This window comes from Ilumatobacter sp., assembly GCF_039969435.1.
Classification (GTDB): Bacteria; Actinomycetota; Acidimicrobiia; order Acidimicrobiales; family Ilumatobacteraceae; genus Ilumatobacter_A.
This window is the reverse complement of record NZ_JBDVNU010000014.1, coordinates 224,668-245,706: the sequence shown is the minus strand read 5'-3', so window position 1 is coordinate 245,706 and position 21,039 is coordinate 224,668. Positions and strand designations below refer to the sequence as shown.

At 67.7% G+C, this 21,039-nt stretch carries 22 protein-coding genes; 11 read left to right on the top strand and 11 right to left on the bottom strand.

What is annotated here, in order from left to right:
- Positions 1-392: 392 nt before the first annotated feature.
- The 3 genes from ABJK40_RS08555 to ABJK40_RS08545 all read right to left on the bottom strand — a co-directional run bounded on the left by ABJK40_RS08555 (position 393) and on the right by ABJK40_RS08545 (position 4,019).
- Entirely contained in the window at positions 393-944 is a 552-nt protein-coding gene (locus ABJK40_RS08555) for a pyridoxamine 5'-phosphate oxidase family protein (RefSeq protein WP_348479743.1), read from the bottom strand.
- 179 nt (positions 945-1,123) lie between these two features.
- The gene (locus ABJK40_RS08550; RefSeq protein ID WP_348479744.1) at positions 1,124-2,659 is read right to left on the bottom strand and encodes a N,N-dimethylformamidase beta subunit family domain-containing protein; all 1,536 of its coding nucleotides are present in this window, start codon (positions 2,657-2,659) and stop codon (positions 1,124-1,126) included.
- A gap of 43 nt (positions 2,660-2,702) precedes the next feature.
- Positions 2,703-4,019, bottom strand: a complete 1,317-nt coding sequence (locus ABJK40_RS08545; RefSeq protein ID WP_348479745.1) for a cytochrome P450 — start codon at positions 4,017-4,019, stop codon at positions 2,703-2,705.
- Between the two features lie 70 nt (positions 4,020-4,089).
- On the opposite strand from ABJK40_RS08545, the gene ABJK40_RS08540 reads away from it, so the two are divergent.
- Positions 4,090-4,866, top strand: a complete 777-nt coding sequence (locus ABJK40_RS08540) for a sugar phosphate isomerase/epimerase (RefSeq protein WP_348479746.1) — start codon at positions 4,090-4,092, stop codon at positions 4,864-4,866.
- An 83-nt stretch (positions 4,867-4,949) separates the two neighbouring features.
- On the opposite strand, the gene ABJK40_RS08535 is transcribed toward ABJK40_RS08540, so the two are convergent.
- The 6 genes from ABJK40_RS08535 to ABJK40_RS08510 all read right to left on the bottom strand — a co-directional run bounded on the left by ABJK40_RS08535 (position 4,950) and on the right by ABJK40_RS08510 (position 9,789).
- A complete protein-coding gene (locus tag ABJK40_RS08535) occupies positions 4,950-6,134 on the bottom strand; it encodes a cytochrome P450 (protein WP_348479747.1) in 1,185 nt (394 codons plus the stop codon).
- A 118-nt stretch (positions 6,135-6,252) separates the two neighbouring features.
- Positions 6,253-7,035 (bottom strand): SDR family NAD(P)-dependent oxidoreductase, encoded by a 783-nt coding sequence (locus ABJK40_RS08530; protein ID WP_348479748.1) that lies wholly within the window; start codon positions 7,033-7,035, stop codon positions 6,253-6,255.
- A 26-nt stretch (positions 7,036-7,061) separates the two neighbouring features.
- Positions 7,062-7,841: an SDR family oxidoreductase gene (locus ABJK40_RS08525; RefSeq protein ID WP_348479749.1), complete on the bottom strand. Its 780-nt coding sequence runs from the start codon at positions 7,839-7,841 to the stop codon at positions 7,062-7,064.
- 112 nt (positions 7,842-7,953) lie between these two features.
- Entirely contained in the window at positions 7,954-8,595 is a 642-nt protein-coding gene (locus tag ABJK40_RS08520; protein ID WP_348479750.1) for a TetR/AcrR family transcriptional regulator, read from the bottom strand.
- A gap of 61 nt (positions 8,596-8,656) precedes the next feature.
- Positions 8,657-9,445, bottom strand: a complete 789-nt coding sequence (locus tag ABJK40_RS08515) for an SDR family oxidoreductase (RefSeq protein WP_348479751.1) — start codon at positions 9,443-9,445, stop codon at positions 8,657-8,659.
- Positions 9,442-9,789 carry a nuclear transport factor 2 family protein gene (locus ABJK40_RS08510; RefSeq protein WP_348479752.1) on the bottom strand — a complete coding sequence of 116 codons (348 nt, stop codon included), beginning with the start codon at positions 9,787-9,789 and terminating at the stop codon, positions 9,442-9,444. Before ABJK40_RS08510 ends, ABJK40_RS08515 begins: the two co-directional genes overlap by 4 nt.
- A gap of 230 nt (positions 9,790-10,019) precedes the next feature.
- Between ABJK40_RS08510 and ABJK40_RS08505 the strand changes: the two genes are divergently transcribed.
- The 9 genes from ABJK40_RS08505 (at position 10,020) to ABJK40_RS08465 (ending at position 18,589) form a co-directional block, all read left to right on the top strand.
- Positions 10,020-10,781: an SDR family oxidoreductase gene (locus tag ABJK40_RS08505; protein WP_348479753.1), complete on the top strand. Its 762-nt coding sequence runs from the start codon at positions 10,020-10,022 to the stop codon at positions 10,779-10,781.
- A 37-nt stretch (positions 10,782-10,818) separates the two neighbouring features.
- Complete coding sequence (locus ABJK40_RS08500; RefSeq protein ID WP_348479754.1) at positions 10,819-11,598, top strand: ThuA domain-containing protein; 780 nt, start codon at positions 10,819-10,821, stop codon at positions 11,596-11,598.
- 141 nt (positions 11,599-11,739) lie between these two features.
- The gene (locus ABJK40_RS08495; protein ID WP_348479755.1) at positions 11,740-12,207 is read left to right on the top strand and encodes an OB-fold domain-containing protein; all 468 of its coding nucleotides are present in this window, start codon (positions 11,740-11,742) and stop codon (positions 12,205-12,207) included.
- The gene (locus ABJK40_RS08490) at positions 12,204-13,343 is read left to right on the top strand and encodes a thiolase family protein (RefSeq protein ID WP_348479756.1); all 1,140 of its coding nucleotides are present in this window, start codon (positions 12,204-12,206) and stop codon (positions 13,341-13,343) included. Before ABJK40_RS08495 ends, ABJK40_RS08490 begins: the two co-directional genes overlap by 4 nt.
- 153 nt (positions 13,344-13,496) lie before the next feature.
- Entirely contained in the window at positions 13,497-14,513 is a 1,017-nt protein-coding gene (locus tag ABJK40_RS08485) for a thiamine pyrophosphate-dependent dehydrogenase E1 component subunit alpha (protein ID WP_348479757.1), read from the top strand.
- The gene (locus ABJK40_RS08480; protein WP_348479758.1) at positions 14,510-15,499 is read left to right on the top strand and encodes an alpha-ketoacid dehydrogenase subunit beta; all 990 of its coding nucleotides are present in this window, start codon (positions 14,510-14,512) and stop codon (positions 15,497-15,499) included. Before ABJK40_RS08485 ends, ABJK40_RS08480 begins: the two co-directional genes overlap by 4 nt.
- A gap of 15 nt (positions 15,500-15,514) precedes the next feature.
- The gene (locus tag ABJK40_RS08475) at positions 15,515-16,645 is read left to right on the top strand and encodes an NAD(+)/NADH kinase (RefSeq protein WP_348510229.1); all 1,131 of its coding nucleotides are present in this window, start codon (positions 15,515-15,517) and stop codon (positions 16,643-16,645) included.
- A complete protein-coding gene (locus ABJK40_RS08470; RefSeq protein WP_348510228.1) occupies positions 16,635-18,119 on the top strand; it encodes a dihydrolipoamide acetyltransferase family protein in 1,485 nt (494 codons plus the stop codon). Before ABJK40_RS08475 ends, ABJK40_RS08470 begins: the two co-directional genes overlap by 11 nt.
- A complete protein-coding gene (locus tag ABJK40_RS08465) occupies positions 18,116-18,589 on the top strand; it encodes a VOC family protein (protein ID WP_348479761.1) in 474 nt (157 codons plus the stop codon). Before ABJK40_RS08470 ends, ABJK40_RS08465 begins: the two co-directional genes overlap by 4 nt.
- 51 nt (positions 18,590-18,640) lie before the next feature.
- Here the strand turns inward: ABJK40_RS08465 and ABJK40_RS08460 are convergent, their stop codons facing one another.
- Both ABJK40_RS08460 and ABJK40_RS08455 read right to left on the bottom strand, forming a co-directional pair.
- Positions 18,641-19,447 carry a phytanoyl-CoA dioxygenase family protein gene (locus tag ABJK40_RS08460; protein ID WP_348479762.1) on the bottom strand — a complete coding sequence of 269 codons (807 nt, stop codon included), beginning with the start codon at positions 19,445-19,447 and terminating at the stop codon, positions 18,641-18,643.
- Between the two features lie 66 nt (positions 19,448-19,513).
- Positions 19,514-20,185, bottom strand: coding sequence for a TetR/AcrR family transcriptional regulator (locus tag ABJK40_RS08455; protein WP_348510227.1), 672 nt, complete (start codon positions 20,183-20,185; stop codon positions 19,514-19,516).
- A 72-nt stretch (positions 20,186-20,257) separates the two neighbouring features.
- Between ABJK40_RS08455 and ABJK40_RS08450 the strand changes: the two genes are divergently transcribed.
- Positions 20,258-21,037: a TauD/TfdA family dioxygenase gene (locus tag ABJK40_RS08450; RefSeq protein ID WP_348479764.1), complete on the top strand. Its 780-nt coding sequence runs from the start codon at positions 20,258-20,260 to the stop codon at positions 21,035-21,037.
- Positions 21,038-21,039: the final 2 nt, after the last annotated feature.

Sequence of the window (21,039 nt, the reverse complement as noted above, 5' to 3'; positions counted from 1 at the left end):
GGTTGCAGGGGACGTCGTCGACGTCGACGTCGCAGGGGGTGCTCCGGGGGATGACGTCGCGGGGGGCGGTGGTGGCGGCGCCAGCGGGGTGGAACGCACGGCGGGGGGCGCCACCCACGCGCTGACCGGAGCCGTCGGCGCTGATGTGGGTTCGGAGTGCGATGTCATGCTGGATCTGAGCGAGCTTGTCTGTCGGCGCCCCGGGATCGGGCGGGCTTCGACCACTGTCATATGTCGAGTCTTCGGCAAGAAACGCGCATGCCTTGAGCACCACCCTCGACCATACTCCCGCGTCGGACGACGCGATCCCACCGGCTCCGTCGGCCGACCCGCCCTCGCACTCTTCGTCTCGTGACCGGGCAACGGGCAGGTGCCGGGCCGACTTCAGAGCGCTACGCGTCGCCCTCGGGGTGTGCCCCGCCGGTCTCGCCGGACTTCTGGGCCTCCATCCATTCCCTCGTCGCCTTGCCCATCTTGCGACCGTCGTAGCCGATTCGCTGGGTGGGCGTCACCTCCATCACCAGCCGCCGGGGAGAGTCGAGGAACTTCTCGAAGAGGTCGGCGGCCTCGGCGTCGTCGGGTCGGATGGTCTGCGCGAGTTCGCGGTAGAACCAGTCCTTCGTCGCCCGATCGTCGAGCAGCTTGCACGTTCCCTTGTAGGTGACCGTGCGGTTCGCGCCCATCTCGGTTCCGGTCGAGGTGACCACGATGCACACTCGCGGGTCGCGCTTCACGGCCGACATCCGCGCACGCTGGCTCGACGCGGTCAGCCAGAACTTCCCGTCGCGGAACACGTACGACATGATCACGCCGACCGGCCAGCCCTCCTTGTTCGACCAGATGAACGTGCACTCCTTCTGCAGTGCGAGCATCTCGGCCTCGGCATCGTCCTCGAGCCCGAAGACCGTGACGTCTTCGTAGTTGTCTGCCAGTTGTTTCGTCATCGCCCGACGGTAGGACGACGGTCGACCGCAGGACGAGGTGGAACCAATCAGCTGATCAATTCCACTCACCACGCCGCCGGCCCATCGCGCGGACACTCGATCCGCAGCCCGAACCGCAACCCCGAACCGCAGCCTCGATCTGCGACTTCGAGCTGCGCCCCCGAGAACGTTCGGCGGGATCATCCGGCTCCGATTGATCCTCCACCGGGTGATCCGAGGCGGTCGAGGATGTTCGAGGTGATCTGCTCGATCTGCGGATCGCGGCCGGCGAGTCCGTGCGCCCAATCGGTGGAACCCGACGTGACCACCACGCCGCCGCCCGGCGAGGTGAACGTGCCGAGCATCGCCTGACCCGCTGCGATGCGCTTCACGGCGGACTCACTCCGCTCGCCGAACACGCGCGCCGACAGGAACTCGATCTCGGACGGTTCGTCGGGCTTCGGAGGCCGTTGCGCGGTCGTGCGCGTGAAGTGGGCGACCGGCACCATCGCGAGGATCTCGAAGTCGTCCGGCGTGCCGTCGGCACCGGTCGGCACCGGGAGCCCGTCGACCACGGTCCACTCGCATCCGTCGCACTCGTACCCCACCGCCGTCGCCGATGCACCGAGGACGTCGCCGTAGCCGATGTCGGTGCCCTCGAACATCCAGTGCTCCGGTCGGAACACCGTGTACCCGCCGGCACCGTTGGTGACCCGCTTGCCGATGCGGTGATATCCCCCGCGCGTGAACGACACGCCGGTCATGTGGTTCTCGGGCCGGCCGATGAGGTGGTCGGACCAGATGCTGGTCAACTCCCCGATCCGGTCGGTGTCGTACACCGGGTCGTCCTTGAACCGTCCCTTGTAGCCGACCATCACCGATGCGACACCGTCGACCGGTTCCTCGAGACGCACCTGCCACAGAGACGTGTTGCCGGAGAAGAACGCCACGTTGCCTCCCGCCGCGACGAAGCCTTCGACGGTGTCGCGCATCGGGCCCGACCAGTACTCGTCGTGGCCGACCGACAGGAGGAGCCTGTAGCCGTGGACGATGTTCGGGTGTTCGGCGAGGTCGGCGTTGGTGACGACGTCGATGCCGTATCCGTTCCGTTCGGCCCAGGCGAGGAACGGCTGCTCCCAGTCCGGGAACCCAGCCGAACCCGCCCAGCCCGACAGGTGGTTCAGTCGGAGATATCCGACATGGGTGTTCATGTCCCGATCCGGGGGGTGGGTCGTGGTGACGCGACGCCCGGCACCCGGCGGCTTGAAGAGGTAGCCGCGGGCCATCGGTCGCTGCAGCGAGGCGTGGGTGCCACCGTTGTAGAGATTGCGGCCGGCGAAGTCGTTGTAGGCGTGCCACGTGTTGGTCGTCAATTGGAGCAGGATCGTGTTGGGCGAATCGGCGGGCGGACGGACGACGACGAATGCGTGGCTGCGACGCGTCCTTCCGTCGACGTCGATCGTCAGTTGCACCTCGTAGTAGCCCGAGATCCAGTCGGCACCGGGTGTGATCGTCGCGGCGACCGGCCAGTCGCAGCCGTTCGAGTCGGCGTCACGCGGCGTGGGGTGATCGCCGGCTTCGACGGTCCCGCTCCAGACGACCGTCCGCTCGGCGCCGATCCGGGCGATCTCGACAGCGACCGGGCGACCACCGGCCGACGACAGGTGGAGCGAGAACGGGCGGCCCGCAGCCGTGGATTGCGGCCAGCAGTACCCGGTGACGGTCTCGAATGCCATCGACCGATGTTGTCAGGTGGGCCCGGCGCCGACCGCAACGCACTCAGGCCGGCGTGAAACGGAGCGGGAGTTCGCGCATCGGGAAGAGGATGAACGACGGATCGTGGACCGGGCCGTCGAACGGTCGTGCCAACTCGATGTTCGACGTGCGCTCCAACCAGTGCGTGAACCCGGTGACGAGTTCCTGACGGGCCAGCGCGGCGCCGACGCAGAAGTGCGGTCCGACTCCGAATGCGAGGTGCTTCGCGTCGCCGGTTCGATCGAGGTCGAAGTCGTCGGCGTGGTCGAACACGTCGGCGTCACGGTTGGCGGCGGCGTAGCGCACCATGACCAGTGCGCCCTCGGGGATGGTCACGCCGCCCACCTCGACGTCCTGCGTCGCCGTGCGGAACAACCCCTGGACCGGGCTCTCGTAGCGCAGCGACTCCTCGACGAACGCCGGAACGAGCGACGGGTCGGCGCGCAGTCGAGCCTGCACGTCCGGCCGTCTCACCAGGAGCCACATCCCGTGGTTCAACGCGCTGGTGGTGGTCTCGAACCCACCGGTGATCAGTTGGTGCATCAGGTTCTGCAACTCCGCCACCGAGAGCGGCTCGGCGTCGTCCCCGTCGTCACCTTCACCGACGTGGGAGTGGACCAGCGCAGAGATCAGGTCGTCGGTCGGCTCGGCACGACGCTGCTCGAACACACCGGCCAGATGGTGTTGGGCCTCGAGTTCGATCTCGGCGGTCTCGAGCAACTCCTGATCGGTGACCGGCTTCATCGCCAACGCGAGCATCGCATGCGCCCACCTGTTGAACGTGTGGATCTCGCTGCGCGGAAGACCGAGCTGTTCGGCGATGACCGTGCCCGGCAGCGGCATCGCATAGTCCAGGTTGAACTCACACTCACCGACCCCACCGTCGGACGGCATCAGACCGTCGATCAGTTCGCGGCTGATGTCGTCGACCTGTGGCTGGATGGCGCGGATCTGCTTCGGGAGGAATGCCTTGCCGACCAGTCGCCGATAGGCCGTGTGCTCCGGCGGGTCACAACGCTGCAACGTCTCGACGTGCCCCCAACCGCGCTCTCTGATGATGTCGCGATATCTCCGCGAGTTCTCCACCTGCAGGCCCTTGCGAGCACCGCCACCGCGGCCGCTGCTGGAGAACAGGTCCGGCCGAGTCAGCACGAAACGGACATCGTCGTACTTGGTGACGAGCACGCCACCGACCTCCGGCACCGGCATGACCGGACACGTCGCATGCGCCTCGCGGTAGAAGTCGTACGGGTCGTCCTGGACCTTCGGGTCGAGAATGCTGTGGTCGACCGGGCACGCCATGGCGGCGATGCGACGGTCGAGAATCGAACTGTCGGACATGACCGAAAGACTCTCAGTTCGGCGGCCCTCGACTGCCAGCGGACGAGCCACGATTCGTACGGTGTCGAGGATGGATCGACTGATCTCCCTGGCCGCCGGTGTGTGCCCCGAGACGGGTCCGGCCGATTTCGTGTCGGCCTGCGCCGACGCAGGGTGGCCGGCGTGTGGCATCTGGTTCGATCCCGACACGTGGACCGATGCCGTCGCGCGCGATGTCCGACGACGGCTCGACGACACCGGCCTCGTCGCCCTCGACATGGAGCCGATCTTCGTCACGCCCGACGGAGACCACGGTGACCGCATCATCGAGGCGGCCGCCGCCATCGGCGCGCGCAACCTGCTGGTCGTGTCACGCGGGGTCGACGACGACCGCTTCACCGAACGCTTCGCCGAGTTGTGCGACGCAGCTCTGCCCCACGGCATCGGCGCCAGCATCGAGTTCATGGCGTTCATGTCCGTGAGGACGTTGCCCCAGGCGCTCGGGGTGCTCGACGCCGTCGACCGACCCAACGGCCACGTCCTGATCGACCACCTCCACCTCGCCCGCACCGGCGGAACCGTTGCGGACGTGGCGGCGATCGATCCCGGGCGACTCCCGTACGTGCAGCTGTGCGATGCGCCGACCGCCGCGCCGCTCGACGTCGCCGGTCTCGTCGAGGAGGCACTCGATCTCCGCCTGACGCTCGGCGCCGGTGAACTGCCGATCAGCGAGTTGGTCGACGCGTTGCCGACGAGCACCGCGTTGTCGATGGAGATCCGGTCCGCTGCTCTCCGCCGCGACTTCGTCGATCCGGTGGAACGCGCCGGGCACGTGCTGGCGACCACGCAGGATGCACTCGGCCGGTAGCGAACGGCCAGTGGCGATCGACCGGTTGCAGCCCACCGGTGGCCCGAACCCGACACGCTGCGCCGTGGCACGTACGTGCGTCGTCAGCGACGGACCGTCCAGCGGATGGGCAGCGTGGTGAGGCCGCGCAGGATGAACGGCTCGTTGATCGCCACCTCGCCCGTGCGCTCGACGGTGTCGAAGTGCTCGACCATCCGACTCAGTGCGACCCGACCCTCGGTGCGAGCGAGCGCCGCCCCGATGCAGTGGTGCACCCCCCACCCGAACGCGAGGTGTGATCGACGTCCGGGCACGAACCGGTCGAGGCGGATCTCGTCGGGAGCGTCGTACACGTCGGCATCGCGGTTCGCCGAGGCGAAGAGCGCCTGCACCCGCGACTCCGCCGGCAGTTCCTCACCGCACACGGTGCTCGCCTCCGGGTTCGTGCGGAAGAGGCCCTGAACCGGCGAGTCGTAGCGCAGGAACTCCTCGACCGCAGCCGGGATCAGTTCCGGATCGCCACGCAGCCGGTCCATCAGTTCGGGCTGTTCGATCAGTCGGTACAGCATCAGCGAGATCAGGCTCGCCGTGGTCTCGTGCCCGGCGACGAGCAGCTGCTGGCTCAAGCGGCGGACCTCGTGATGGCTGAGCGTGCCGTCGATCTCGGCGAGCGTCATGACGCTCAGCACGTCGTCGGGCAGTGCATCGCCCCGCGTGTGGAGTCCCGTGCGGACGTCGACCAACTCGTCGACGAGAGCAAAGATGTGACGGTTCGCTGCCTCGGCGAGCGCCGGGTCGGCTCCGCCGAGCGTGTTGACGATGTCGTCGGACCAGCGGCCGAAGTCGTCGCGCCGTTCCCGAGGGACGCCGAGGAGGACGGCGATCACGATCGCCGGGAACGGGAAGGCGAAGAGGCGCACGAAGTCACCCTCTCCGCTCTCGCCGAACGCGTCGGTCCACAGTTCGTCGCACACGTCACGCACGTCGTCGTCGAGCTTCGCGATCGCCGCAGGACGGAAGGCGTCCTGGAGGACGCGTCGATGACGCCGGTGGTCCGGATCGTCGGCCGTACCGAGCACGCCAGCGGGCTGCGGGTGGACGCCCACCCCGAACCCGTTGCGCCACTCCTCCGGCCGGGTCAACAGGTCGAACACGTCCGCGTGCCGGCTGACGACGTGGAACGGCGGGTCGTGCGACGTCTCGGTGTGCAACGGGCACTCTGCGCGCAGGCGAGCGTGACCGACCGACGGTTCGACGTCGTTCGCGTGCTCCAGGTGCGAGTAGGTCACGACGGTGCGGTCACCTCACGTGTTGCGGTCAGCCGGGCCGGTATGGTCAGCCGAGACCATGTGGTCAGCCGAGACCATGTGGTCAGTCCGGCCGGTGTGGTCGGCCGGACCGGTGTGGTCAGTACGGCATCGTCCCGCCGTCGACGGGGAACATGCATCCGGTCATGTTCCGTGCCGCATCGGATGCCATCAACACCGCCACCGCCGCGACTTCCTCCACCTTGTTGGGTCGCTTGATGGCGGACTCGGAGCTGAACGCCTCGATCAGTTCGTCGTAGCCGGCCATGCCCATCGCGATCGCCGAGTCCGGGCCGGTGGCGCGGACGATGTCGGTCTCGATGATCCCCGGCAGGATCGCATTGACGGTGATCCCCATCGTGCCGACCTCGTGGGCGGCTGCCTTCACCAGGCCGTTGACGGCGTGCTTCGTGGCCGCATACCCGGGGATGCCGGGCTTGCCGAGCTTGCCCTCCACGGACGAGGTGACGATGATCCGCCCCGACTCGCGCGGGATCATGTGCTGCAGGGCGCGGCGCATCCCCCAGAACACGTGGTTCAGGTTCCAGTCGATCTCGAGCTGCCACTCCTCGTCGGTCATCTGGAACACGGGCGCCGTCATCAGCACGCCACCCGAGTTCAGGCAGCACACGTCGAGTTGGCCGTACTTCTGGATCGTGAAGTCGATGAGTCCTTCGACCGCCTCCTGCGTCGATGCGTCACCGGCGAAGAACGCCGCGTCGTCGCCCGCACCCATCTCGTCGAGGCACTGCTGCCCCTTGTCCGCGTCGCGTCCGTTGACCACGACCTTGCCGCCTTCGGCGATGAACGCCTCGGCCATGGCGCGACCGATGCTGCGTGTGCCGCCCGTGATGCAGGCGACCTTTCCGTCGAGCTTCCCCATGATGTTCTCCGTTCCCTGTTCCCGGCTCAGTAGGGAGCCGTGCCGCCGTCGATCGAGATGAGCGAGCCCGTGATTCCGGCGCCCGCATCGGTCGCCAACAACGTCGCCACCGCGGCGACGTCCTCGACCTCGTTGAGTCGCTTGATCGCCGACTCCGAGGCGAACATGTTCAGCAGGCCCTCGTAGTCCATGCCCATCGACTCCGCCGCGGGTGGACCCTCGGCCTTCATGATGTCGGTCTCGATGCCGCCGGGGCACAGTGCGTTGACCGTGATGCCCAGCGTGCCGACCTCGTGTGCAGCGGACTTCACGAGCCCGTTGATCGCGTGCTTGGCCGCGACGTAGATCGAGATACCCGGCTTGCCGACCTTGCCTTCGAGTGAACTCACGCACATCACCCGTCCGTACTCCTGGGGAATCATGTGCTTGAACGCTGCGCGCATGGTCCAGAACGTGTGCCAGAAGTTCCACACCAGCGAGTCCTGCATCGCCTCGTCCGTGAGGTCGACGATCGGCGCGTGGTTCGATCCACCACCGGCGTTCGCCACCAGGATGTCGATGCGACCGAAGTGGTCGACCGTGCCGTTGACGATCGCCTCGCAGTCGTCGCGCGACTTGACGTCACCGGCGATGTATTGCGCCCGGTCGCCGACGTCGAGTTCGTCGAGCGTGCGCTGCGCCTTCTCCGGGTCGCGGCCGTTGACGACCACCTTCGCGCCCTCGTCCAGGAACCCGCGTGCGATGCCGAGTCCGATCCCTCGCGTGCCACCTGTGATGCAGGCGACGCGACCGTCGAGTGTCCCCATGAGCTACCCCCTCGTCCGTGCTCGGTCGAGAAGATAACCCGCGCGCTCGGCGAGTCGGGAGTCGGAGCCGACCCATCCGGATCAGGACGCGGACCGCCGCCGCCGGGAGATCTCAGTCGGGCGAGAAGAGGCGACCGTGCAGGACGAGTTTGATGGCCTCGATCGCCCGCGCGTGCACCTGCGGATCGTGTGACTCGCTGTCGGTGAGACCGGTCAGCAACGTGGCCACGAACGCGGTGACGAACCCGGAGTGCTCGTCGGCGATCTCACCGGCGTCGACGCCTGCCGCGACGATCCGGGCGAAGAAGTCCCGTTCGCGGTTGCGCTCGACCGGCATCGCCGCGGCGATTTCGGGGTGACGACGGATGTCGGTGCGTCGGGCCCCGAGGAACGTGGCCAGCGACGGATCCTCGGCGTTCAGTTCGCGGGCCACGTCGAGGACGGCTTCGAACTTGGCGAAGAATCCGTCCACCGCGTCGACGGCTTCGTTCATCCGGACGTAGACACGTCGCTGCACGTCGGCGTCGACGGCCAGGTACAGGTCCAGCTTGGACCCGAAGTAGTGGTAGAGCGCACCGGCGGTCACACCGACGTCGTCGGCGAGACTCCGGTTCGTCGCAGCGTCGAAACCGTCGGTCGCGAATGCGACGCGGGCACGGTCGAGGATCCGCTGACGGGTCTCGGCCGAGTCGGTGTCCGGGGGTCTTCCGATCCGGCGACTCGGTCGTCGACGAGGGATCGGAGCGGCTGACACGGACCCAGTATGCGCAAGACAGGCGACGACATGCGCACCGGTCACGCGACTCGCGACGTCGTCAGCCGCGACTTCCGGGCGAGAACTGGCCCGTGTTGGCGGTGATCCCGCCGTCGACCGGGATGACCGCCCCGTTCACGAACGACGCCTCGGGCGACGAGACGAACGCGATCATCGCTGCCACCTCCTCGGGGCGACCCCACCGCTGCAACGGGATGCGCCGGCGGAGTTCGTCGTGGACGTCGGGCATCGCGGCGAGGCCGCTGGTCATGGCGGTCTCGGTCGGCCCGGGACACACCGCGTTGACCGTGATGCCGTCGGCGCCCAGGTCGATCGCCGCGGCCCGGGCGAGGTTGATGACCGCCGCCTTGGAGGTGTTGTACGCCCACATACGCGGGTCGGCCCCGATCCCCGAGGTCGACGCGGTGACCACGATCCGACCGCCCTCGCCCTGCTCGCGCAATGTGGGCGTGACCGCTCGGATCCCGAGGGCGACGGCACGGACGTTGACGTCCATCGCCCGGTCGAACTCCTCGATCGGGAGGTCGATCAGGTCGCCTCCCATCGACACCCCCGCGTTGAACACCGCCACGTCGAGGCGACCGAACCGGTCGACCGCAACGGCGACCGCGTGGTCGTTCGTGCCACGGTCGGTCACGTCACCGGCGAGCGGGACGACGTGGACGTCGTTGACGTCGCCGAGGATGTCGTCGCCGAGCCATGCGAACGCGTCGACGCTGCGATCGACCGCGACGACTCCGTACCCCTGCTCGACGAAACGCTCGACGCACGCCCGTCCGATCCCCGACGCGCCACCGGTCACGATCGCAACCCGCTCTGCCCCGCTCATGCGTTCATGTAGTCCTTGTAGTACGTGAGCCGCCCGTTGCTCACCCGGTAGACGCCGACGCCCTGACGGGGTGGACGGCCGTCGGTGGTGGTGACCTCCCACTGGGCCCACGCCGCTTCGTCGTCGCCGGCGAGGTCGACGAGGCGGAAGGTGGCGCCGACCTTGGCCATCTCCGTGTTCATCATCGTGAAGAACCCTGCGATCGCCTCGCCGCCGGTGAACGTGCCGTAGACCGGATCGACCACCTGAGCGTCGTCGGCGAAGAGGTCGGCGAGCGGTGCGTAGTCGCCGCGATCCTGGATCTCCCAGAACCGCGTGATCGTGTCGTGTGCGTCTCCAGCCATCATCGGACCGTACGAGGTGGGCCGTGTCGACGGCGATCCGGGCGCCGTCCGCGCACTCCGTGCGGTGAGCCTTCGTCGACGCCAGGCCGACCCGGACTCACCGCACCGACGGGATCGGGATGCGCGCAGTGCTCCGGCTACGTCGTCGTATTGATCGTGCGATTAGTTTCGGTTCTGCGCGTGTCGGTACATCGACATCGCGACCACCCGACTCGAACACAGGAGCAATCATGGATCTCGGACTCAGCGGCAAGAAGGCACTCATCACCGGTTCGACCAAGGGGCTCGGTCGTGCGATCGCCGAGACGCTCGTCGCCGAAGGCGCGTCGGTGGCGATCTGCTCACGCACCCAGGACGACGTCGACGCCGCCGTCGCTGCGATGTCCGAAGGAGCGACGGGCAAGGTGGTCGGTTCGGTGTGCGACGCAGCCGATGCCGACGCCGTGCGGGCATGGGTGGCCGAATCGTCCGAGGCTCTCGGCGGGATCGACATCTACGTCCACAACACGTCCGGCAAGCCGGCCCGTTCGTTCGACAAGTGGCAGAACAACATGGACATCGACCTGATGTCCTTGATCCACGGTGCCGACGCCGCCAAGGAAGCGCTGGCCGACGGCGGTGGTGCCCTCATCTCGATCAGCACCACCGCGGTCAACGAGCACTTCGCCTCGGGTTCGGGCAGCTACTCGGCGTTCAAGGCGGCCGTCACGAACTGGACGCTCGGACAGGCCCAGGTGCTCGGTGCCCAGGGCATCCGCTGCAACGTCGTGTCGCCCGGGCCGATCTACGTCGAGGGCGGCGACTGGAACATGATCAAGGACAACATGGCCGACTTCTACGCCGCCACGCAGAAGACGCATCCTCAGGGTGAACTCGGCACGCCGCAGGACGTCGCGAACGCCGTCGTGTTCCTGGCGAGCAACGCAGCCAAGCACGTCAACGGCGTCAACCTCACCGTCGACGGCGGCTTCCTCAAGCGCGTCGACTTCTGAGTGTGGCCGTGGGCGTCGGACATCAGGAGCAACGCACGTGAGTGACGCACCGGGTTCCCGGATCGACGTCACCCTGGTGGCGGGCGGCATGTACCACGACGTGGACTTCGCACGGCGCGAGCTCCTGGGCCTGCTCGCCGAGCACGACGAGTTCCGCGTCCGCGTGCAACCCGACTACGAGGACACCGACGCGATCGTCGCCGGGTCGATCCTCGTGAGCTACACGTGCAACGTGCGCCCGTCGGAGATCGCGCAGCAGACGATCCGCGACTGGGTGTCGAACGGCGGCCGTTGGGTCGCGCTGCACGGCACCAACTCGGCACTCGACGTGGGCACACCGAACGGGGTCGATGCGCCGCGTGTGTTCCCGCTGTGGGCCGACACGCTGGGGTCGCAGTTCGTCGCGCACCCGCCGATCATGCCGTACCGGGTCGAGCGGAGCACCGACGACCACTGGCTCGTCGAGGGCATCGAACCGTTCGAGACCGACGACGAGTTGTACTGCTCGGAGTACACCGATCGCGCCTCGCTCGAGCCGTTGCTCCACACCAACTGGAGCGGGGAGGCCCGTGGGTTCGTGGAACACGACTGGACCGACACGAGCGGCCCGTTCGGGGACCAGCACCTGGTGATGTACCTGCGCCCACTCGGTGACGGCGCGGTGCTCTACAACACCCTCGGCCACTGTCGCGGCCACTACGACATGGTGCCCGTGGTCGACTACTACCCCACGATCGAGCGGGGCTCGTGGGAGCAGCCGGCGTACCACGAGCTGCTGCGCCGCTCGTTGCGCTGGGCCCGCGGCGCCACCGCCTGAGCGAACGCACCTCGCCGTCGAGAGTCGGTCGGAGTCGGTCAGAGTCGGAGCGGTCCGCGTTCTCTCGACTCTCCTGCGGACACGAGCGACCGGTACGTTTCTGATCGGACGATCAATTCATCATCGAACACCCGGAGACGCATGACCATCACCGCCAATCACACGCTCGTCGCCGACGGCATCTTCCGCCTCGACGACGACGGACGACCCGTGCTCCTCGGGAGTCGCTGCACGAACTGCGACAACCACATGTTCCCGCGTCAGTCCGGGTGCCCGAGGTGCATGTTCGACACCCAGGAGGACATCGAGCTCGCACAGACCGGCACACTCTGGACCTGGACCGTGCAGGCCTTCCCGCCCAAGGCCCCTCCCTACCTCGGCCCGGTCGGCACCGACTTCGAGCCGTACGGCGTCGGGTACGTGGAGCTCAGCGACCAGGTGCGTGTCGAAGCCCGACTCACGATCGGCGACCCCGATCGACTCGAGATCGGCATGGCGATGGAGATCGTCGCCCACGTCCTGACCACCGACGACGACGGCAACGACGTCATCACCTACGCATTCGCACCCGCCTCGGACGAGGCCACACAGAACGGAGACGCATCATGAACGACGTCGCGATCGTCGGCATCGGCATGCACGAGTTCGGGCGCCACGACGGCGTGTCCGGCATGGACATGGGAGTCACCGCGGTGCGGCGTGCACTCGCCGACTGCGGCAAGGACTGGTCCGACATGCAGTTCGCGGTCGGCGGCTCGATGGACGCCGGAGCCGCCGACACCATGGTCAGCCGCATCGGCCTCACCGGGCTGCCCTTCACGAACGTGGTCAACGGTTGCGCGACCGGCGGCACCGCACTGTCGCAGTCGATCAACACGATCAAGTCGGGGGCGGCCGACGTGGGCATCGCGATCGGGTTCGACAAGCACGAGAAGGGCGCGTTCCGCATCAAGGGCCCGCGCGGAAAGGACTGGTACGGCGGCTCGGGTCTCGCACTGACCACCCAGTTCTTCGGGATGAAGATCACCCGCTACATGCACGAGCACGGCATCACCCAGGACTCGCTGGCGCGGGTGTCGGCCAAGGCGTTCCGCAACGGAGCGAAGAACCCGATGGCCTGGCGGCGCAAGCCGATGACCGAAGAACAGGTCCTCGAGTCCATGATGCTGTCGTGGCCGCTCACCCAGTACATGTTCTGTTCCCCGGGCGAGGGCGGCGTGGCGATGGTCGTGTGTCGTGCCGACAAGGCCAAGGAGTACACCGACACGCCGATCTACCTCAAGGCCGCCGTCATGCGCACCCGTCAGTTCGGGTCGTTCGAGGTGCTCGCACCGTCGACGGCGATCGATCGTGACCCCGGGCCGACCGCCGACGCGTCGAAGGCTGCGTTCGAGATGGCCGGCATCGGCCCCGAGGACGTCGACATCGCACAGTTGCAGGACACGGAGTCGGGTGCGGAGATCATGCACATGGCCGAGAACGGGTTCTGCGAGCACGGCGAGCAGGAGGACATGCTCGCTCGTGGCGACACCGAGATCGACGGGCGTCTGCCGGTCAACACCGACGGCGGTTGCCTCGCCAACGGCGAGCCGATCGGTGCGTCGGGCCTGCGTCAGGTGTACGAGAACGTCCTGCAGCTGCGGGGTCAAGCCGGCGAACGCCAGGTGCCGAACGACCCCAAGGTCGCCTACACCCACGTCTACGGTGCCCCCGGCATCTCCGGCGTCACCATCCTCTCCCGCTAGCCGGTGTCGCACACCGATTGACGCATGGGTGATCGGGGTGATCGGTGTCAGACGCCGATCACCCCAGTCCGCAGATCGAGCGAACGTCACGACCGAATCGGGTGATCGACGTCTGACACCGATCACCCAGACACACACCAACCAAGGACTCACATGGATTTCTCGAACGACGTGTTGATGGACATGCACCGGCGCATGGTGCGGATCCGGCTCTTCGAAGAGGCGGCGGGCAAGCTCGCCGAGGCCGCGAAGCTGCCCGGCTTCCTGCACCTCTACGTGGGCCAGGAGGCCGTGGCCTCGGGCGTGTGTGCGGCGCTCACTGACAGCGACCAGATCACCTCGACCCACCGCGGTCACGGCCACCTCGTGGCCAAGGGTGGCGAGTTCCGGCCGATGATGGCCGAGTTGATGGCCAAGTCCACCGGCTACAACAAGGGCAAGGGCGGTTCGATGCACATCTCGAACCTCGACGTCGGGATGTTCGGGGCCAACGGGATCGTCGGCGCGGGAGCGCCCATCGCCGTCGGCGCAGGGTTCGCCAACAAGTACCGGGACGACGGCAACGTGGCAGCAGCGTTCTTCGGTGACGGCTCCACCAACATCGGTGCGTTCCACGAGGCGGCGAACATGGCCTGCGCACTCAAGCTGCCCGTGCTGTTCATCTGCGAGAACAACGAGTACGGCGAGTTCACGCCACGCGACAAGACCATGGCGATCACCGACATCGTCGACCGAGCTGCCGGCTACGGCATGCCGGGCGTGATCGTCGACGGCATGGACGTGGTGGCCATCCACGAAGCCGCGATCGAGGCCAAGGCCCGCGCCGTTCGCGGCGACGGCCCGTCGCTGATCGAGGCCAAGACCTATCGCTTCTACAACCACCACGGCGTGCAGAACCTGGGGTTGAAGTACCGCACCGACGACGAGGTCGCGGTGTGGAAGGAACGAGACCCGATCTTCACGTTCGAGGATCGGATGATCGAGGCCGGCAACGCGACGCGAGACGACTTCGACACCGTGTGGGCCGACCTGCGTGCCGACATCGCCGACGCGATCCAGTTCGCCGAGGACTCACCGGTTCCCGACGTCGACCAGATGCTGGTCGACGTCTACTCCGACACACCCGAATCGACCGACATGCGTGAGCACATGACAGGAGCAGCCTCGTGACCCGCAAGATCGGCTACGTCCAGGCCTTCAACGAAGCCGTCCGCCAGGAGATGCAGGCAAACGAGGACATCTTCTGTGCGGGCGAGGACATCGGCGGGTTCGGTGGCGTGTTCCAGAGCTACGCCGGGTTGCAGAAGGAGTTCGGGGAGCGACGAGTGGTCGACACGCCGATCAGCGAGCAGGCGATCATCGGCCTCGGTGTGGGCGCTGCGGTCGCCGGGCTGCGACCGATCGTCGACATCATGTTCATGGACTTCATCGCCGTTGCGTTCGACCAGATCATCAACCAGGCCGCCAAGCTGAAGTACATGTTCGGTGGCTCGGCAACGGTCCCGATGACCATCACCACGGGCGGTGGTGGAGGCCTGTCGGCAGCGGCGCAGCACAGTCAGTCGCTCGAAGCGTTGATCTGCCACATCCCCGGGCTGAAGGTCGTCTACCCGTCGAACCCCTTCGACATGAAGGGGTTGATGACGTCGTGCATCCGCGACAACAACCCGACGATCATGATCAAGCACAAGCGTCTGCTCGGGATGCAGGGCGAAGTGCCCGAGGAGCCGTACACCATCCCGCTCGGCAAGGCCAACGTGCTGCGTGAGGGCACCGATGTGACCGTGGTGTCGTGGGCCAAGATGGCCAACGACTGCGTCGACGTGGCCGACAGGTTGGCGAGCGAGGGCATCAGCGTCGAGGTGATCGACCCGCGCACGATGCAGCCGCTCGACTCCGAGACGATCGTGGCGTCGGTCAAGAAGACCCACCGGGTGATCGTCGTCCACGAAGCGGTCCGCTTCGCCGGCCTGGGCGCCGAGGTCGCAGCGCAGATCCAGGAGGACGCGTTCGACCACCTCGACGCCCCGGTCGGTCGTGTCGCCGCACCGTTCTCGCCGGTGCCGTTCAGCCCGGTGCTCGAATCGCACTACCAGCCCTCCCCGGATCGGATCACCGAAGCGATCCGCGCGGTGCTCGCCCGCCCCGGAGCCTGATCTCCGCGATGCCGCGTGTCGTCCGTCGTCGCAGGGGGTGGTGAAGTGGCGAGTCGCGTCGCCTCGACGGTGGGCATCATCGTCAACCCTCACGCCGGCAAGGACATCCGCAGGTTGGTGTCGGCAGCCGGCCACACGTCGGACTCGGTGAAGATCGGGATCATGCGGCGAGTCGCTGCCGGAGCGCTGGAACAGGGCGTCGACCGCGTGCTGATGAGCACCGACACACACCACCTGGCCGAGCGCGCCGTCGAAGGTCTCGACGGTGACATCGAGTTCGTCGAGGGCCCTCGGACCGGGTCGCACCTCGACACGGTCGCCGCCGCACGCGAGATGTGGAAGGCCGACGCGGGAGCGGTGGTCGCGCTGGGCGGTGACGGAACGTGTCGCGACGTCACCATCGGGTGGCCCGAGGTGCCGCTGATCGCGATCTCGACCGGCACGAACAACGTCTTCCCGTCGAACGTCGACGGCACGACCGCCGGTGTGGCCGCCGCACTCGTGGCGACCGGTGCCATCGAGTCGTTCGCCACTCCGGCCAAGCGCGTCGAGTTGACGATCGACGAACCCGGCAGGGAGTGCGTCGCCCACGATGCAGCGTTGGTGGAGGCCGCGCTGATCGGCACCTCGTTCGTCGGCGCACGCGCCGTGAACGATCCGGCGTCGATCCGCTGGGTCGTGGCGTGCATCGCCAACCCGGCGAGCACCGGGCTGGCGAGCATCGCCGGTCGGGTCCACCCTGTGCGGCGTGACGCACCCGGCGGCGTGTTGATCCGCCTCGCCGCCCCCGGTACGTGCGGGACGAGGCGGGTGCGCGTGCCCCTCTCCCCCGGAACGTTCGCCACACTCGACGTCGAATCGATCCATCCGATCGCGGAGTCGTCCACGATCGAACTCCCGGGTGGTGGTGTGCTCGCGTACGACGGCGAACGCGACACGCCGGTTTCGGCCGATGCGACCATCCGGGTGTCGATCACCCCGTCCGGTCCGCGACTGATCGACGTGGAATCGATCCTCACCGCAGCGGCCCACCACGGGAGGTTCGACGTCGCGTCATCACGATCGACCACGTCGGCATCTCGACCCCTTCCCGGGTCTGCTTCTCGACCCACCGCTCCCCTCCGAAAGGACACCCATGGCGACTGAGTTCCTCATGCCCAAGCTCGGCCTCACGATGGAGGAGGGCACCATCACCGAGTGGCTGGTGGCCGACGGCGACGAGGTACGCGCCGGCGCGGCCGTGCTCGTCATCGAGACCGACAAGACCGAGACCGAAGTGGAGGCCGCCGGCACCGGGCGCATCAGCATCGGAGCCGAGGTCGGCTCGACCCTCGCGTGTGGTGAGCGCATCGGCTGGATCCTCGACGACGGCGAAGCCGCCCCCTCGGGTTCGACTACCGCTGGGACCGAGGCGGCGCCCACGGCGCCCGGCCCCGGGAGCACGGCCGCAGCGCCGGCTTCGTCGTCCACGGCCGCTCCGGCCGCCGTGATCGCCGTGGCCGCAACGTTGCCGGGTGGGCGGATCATCGCGTCGCCCTTCGCGAAGCGGCTCGCGGCGGAGCGTGGCATCGACCTGTCGACCGTTGCGGGAACCGGCCCCGGCGGACGCATCACGTCGGAAGACCTCGACGGCATCACCCCATCGACCGCCGACACTGCAACGCACAGCGTCGCACCCGCGCCGTCGTTGGGCCACGTGCCCGCGACCGCTGCCGCTCGCCAGTTGGCCGATCTGCTCGGCGTCGACGTGGCGAACGTGGCGATCGAACCGTCCGACGGACGCGTGACCCGTGAGACCGTCGCGCAACACGTGCGGACGATGCTCGACGACCGCACAGCGGCAACCCCGACCGCTTCGCCGAGGCCGGCCGTTCCCGCCGCCGCTGCTTCGTCCTCCGCCACCTCCCTGCCGCCAGCGTTGCAGACACCCACCAGCGTCACGCCCATGCGCGGGATGCGCGGCACGATCGCCAAGCGGATGCACGAGTCGCTGCAATCGATGGCGCAGCTCACGCTGCACATGGACGCCGACCTCGACGCCGTGGTCGCCGATCGCGACCGACGCAAGGCAGCCGGATCCGCACCGGGCTACACCGACTACGTGATCGCCGCCGCCGCACGGGCACTGCAAACGCACCCGTACGTCAACTCCCAGATCACCGACGACGGCCTCGCTCTCCTCCCCGAGGTGCACGTCGGACTGGCGGTCGCCCTCGACGACGGCCTGATCGTCCCGGTCATCCGCGACACACTGGGTCGCGACCTCGCCGACCTCGGTGCCGAGACCTCACGTCTCGCCACTGCCGCACGCGACGGCGCACTGGCGCTGCCCGACCTGGAGGGCGGGACGTTCTCGGTGTCGACGCTCGGGATGTACGGCGTCGACGGCTTCACACCGGTGATCAACCCACCGAACACGGCGATCCTCGGAGTCGGCCGACTCCGTGACGACATCGTGCTCGATGCCGACGGCAACGTGGGCACCGTCAAGCGGATGACGCTGAGCCTCACCTGGGACCACCGAGCGTTCGACGGGGCACCGGCGGCGGAGTTCTGCCGCACGATCTGCACCCTCCTCGGCGACCCCGCCGCCCTCGACGCAACGGGCAGCACGTCATGATCGACTACCAGGACCAGTTCCACATCGGCATCCGTGTCGCCGACATCGATGCAGCCATGGACGAGCTCGGTGCCGGGTTGAACGTCACGTGGGCCGAGGCGCGAGACGTGGCCGAGCAGGCGTTGTGGACGCCCGAAGCCGGGTTGCAGCACCACCACCTCCGCTTCACCTACTCCGCCGAGGGACCCCAGCACCTCGAACTGCTCCAGGGCCCGTCCGGGAGCTTCTGGGACGGCAACGACGCACCGGGCGCGCACCACATCGGCATCTGGGTCGACGACGTGGCCGCCGAGACGACGACGCTCGTCGACGCGGGATGGACTCTGCTCGGAGCCCAGCGCGACCCCGGCGACGGCGAGGGCTACGGCGTGTTCAGTTACATCCGCCCGCCGACCGGACTGATCGTCGAGCTCGTCGACCGCACGGTCGAAGCCGCGTTCGAACAGTGGTGGGGCGCCGCCCTCGCCTGAACTGCGATCACGCTCCGACCTGTCAGAGCCGAGCCGTCGCGTTCCGCAGCGTCAGCGGGCAGCGTTCTTGTTGAACGCCTCGAGCTCCTCGTCGTCGGCGGGGCGGCGCCCTGCGTTCCAGCCTCCGCGCATGTGGCGTCGAACTCCACCGGGCGGGTCCTCGGTCGCTCGAGCCGCCGAGTGCCACAGGTCGCTGTGGTGGAGCAGCACGTCGCCTCGTTCGCAGTAGACGCCGATCTCTCCGTCGATCTTCTCGAACCCGAGCGGCATCTCGTCGGTTCGGCGGCGATGACTCCCCGGCACGACCCGCAGGAAGCCGTTCGCCGGAGAGGTGGCATCGAGGTGGAACGTCAGCGCGATCGACGGGAAGAAGTCCGAGGTCGGGAAGGCCTGATGGTCCGAGTGCCAACCGATCCGCGTGTAGCCGCTCTCCTGCCCGGGTCGAGCGTCCTGGTACACCACCCCGAACTTGCGGCCGTGGGCCTCGCTCCACGTCCACGGCTCGATCCCGTCGAAGCACGCGGTGAGCAGTTCGTGCAGCACGGGATGGTGGAATGCGTCACGGGCCACGTCCGACAGGTGCGTGACGTCCTTGACGTAGTTCACGAACGGCAGTGACCCATCGTCGGCTGAGGTGAGGTCGTCACCGGAATAGCGCGCGCGGTCGAGTTCACCGCGAGCCACAGCGTCCTGGAGAGACACCAGCGCAACCTGCAACTCGTCGATCTCGGTGTCGGTCAGCAGGCCACGGACGTTCACGTAGCCGTCACGCCGGAAGTCGGCGGCGAGTTCCGGGATCGAGATGGCGACTCCGTCGAGTGAGGAGACGAGGGCGGCGGCGGTTGCTGACTGGGTCATCGCGCCAGGGATACCAGATCCGACGGAGCCGTGGGTTTCGAGAATGTGAATGATGAACCGAACGGTTCACACGTGTGCGGGGACTCCGACGCACAGCGCCACCCGCCCAGCGAACCGCTCGGCCGCATCGTCGTGCATCTCTTCCACCGCCTTGCGGTTGCCGTTCGCGAGGAGGTCGAACTGCATCCCTCGCCAGAGCGCCACCAGTTCACGCGCCATCGACCGCGCCTCGGCCGTCGGCACGCCCTCGGCGCGGAGGATGCGTGCGATCCGGCGCGGCCACGATCGGCCGCCGTCGATGAAGTGGGCGTACCGTTCCGGTTCACGGACCGCCAGCCCGAACACCTCGAAGAAGAGTCGGAGGTACTCCACGTTGTCGGGCGCAGCGATCGACCGCCTCGCCGACTGCAGTCGGTCGACGAGCCCCAGCTCGCGATCGGCGAGAGTCTCGAATGCCCTCTCCACGCCGGGGAAACGCGCCTTCGCCTCCGTGAGCGCCTCGGCGATCATCTCCTCCTTCGAACCGAAGTAGTAGAGCAGCATGCGGTTGTTCGTGCCGACTGCATCGCTGAGACTCCTCAGGGTGAGCGTGGCGACGCCGTTCAGGAGGCAGTAGTCGGCGACGAGCGAAAGGAGTCGATCGCGCTCGGGCATCTCGTTCTGCACGGCGCCGACGGTAACCGAGGCGTCGGGACCGCTCGACACGCGGTCGTCACGTTCGGGACACTCCTGCGACATCGACGATGTCTACCTTTGTTGAATCGAGCGGTTCAATCAGTCGAACGAGGAGACCCTGTGAGCAAGACGTCCATGACCACCCCCTGTCGCAGCTCCGACCCCTCCGAGGTGATGAGCGCCGTCGAGCGCGACGGCGTCGCCGTCCTCGTCGGATGCGACCCGGACGCCGACGCCGCAGTCGCTGCTGCGCGGTCGATCTTCGCCGAGCGCGTCGTGGCCATCCCCGAACCCGCCGAAGTCCGGGCGGGAGGAGTGAAGGACCGGACGGCGGCGATGATCGACGAGACGACGCCACTCCCACCGCACACCGACGGATTCGCCTACGGGGACTTGTACCCCGACTACTTCCTGCTCTCGTGTGCGCAGGCATCGGGGGTCGGAGGCGAGTCGTACGCCGTCGACGGCCACCGTGTGTTGGAGGAACTGCGCTCACGCCCCGGTGGCGAGGAGTTGCTGCACCGGATGTCGCTGGTCCCGATCGACCAGACCGAACCGGACATGCACGGTGCTCTCTCGCCGCTGGTGATGGACAACGGCGGGGGTCGGCTGATGCTGCGGCGGTTCCCGTTCCAGAGGCCCGCTGCCGACAGCGATGATGCCGTGGCCGATTCCGAGATGATCGAACGGTGGCACGCTGCGGTCACCGCTGCGGGAGAGGTCGCACCGCGTTTCAAGGTGGACACCGGCGAGGTCGTCGTGTTCGACAACTACCGGATGATGCACGGCCGCGACCCGTACCGCGACGTCGACCGCTTGATGTGGCGGGTCTGGGTCTGGACCACCTCGGCACTGGGGCTGCCGGAGGGTCGGCTCCACTCGGACTCCCGGTACGCGTCGATCGGCGAGAGTTGAGG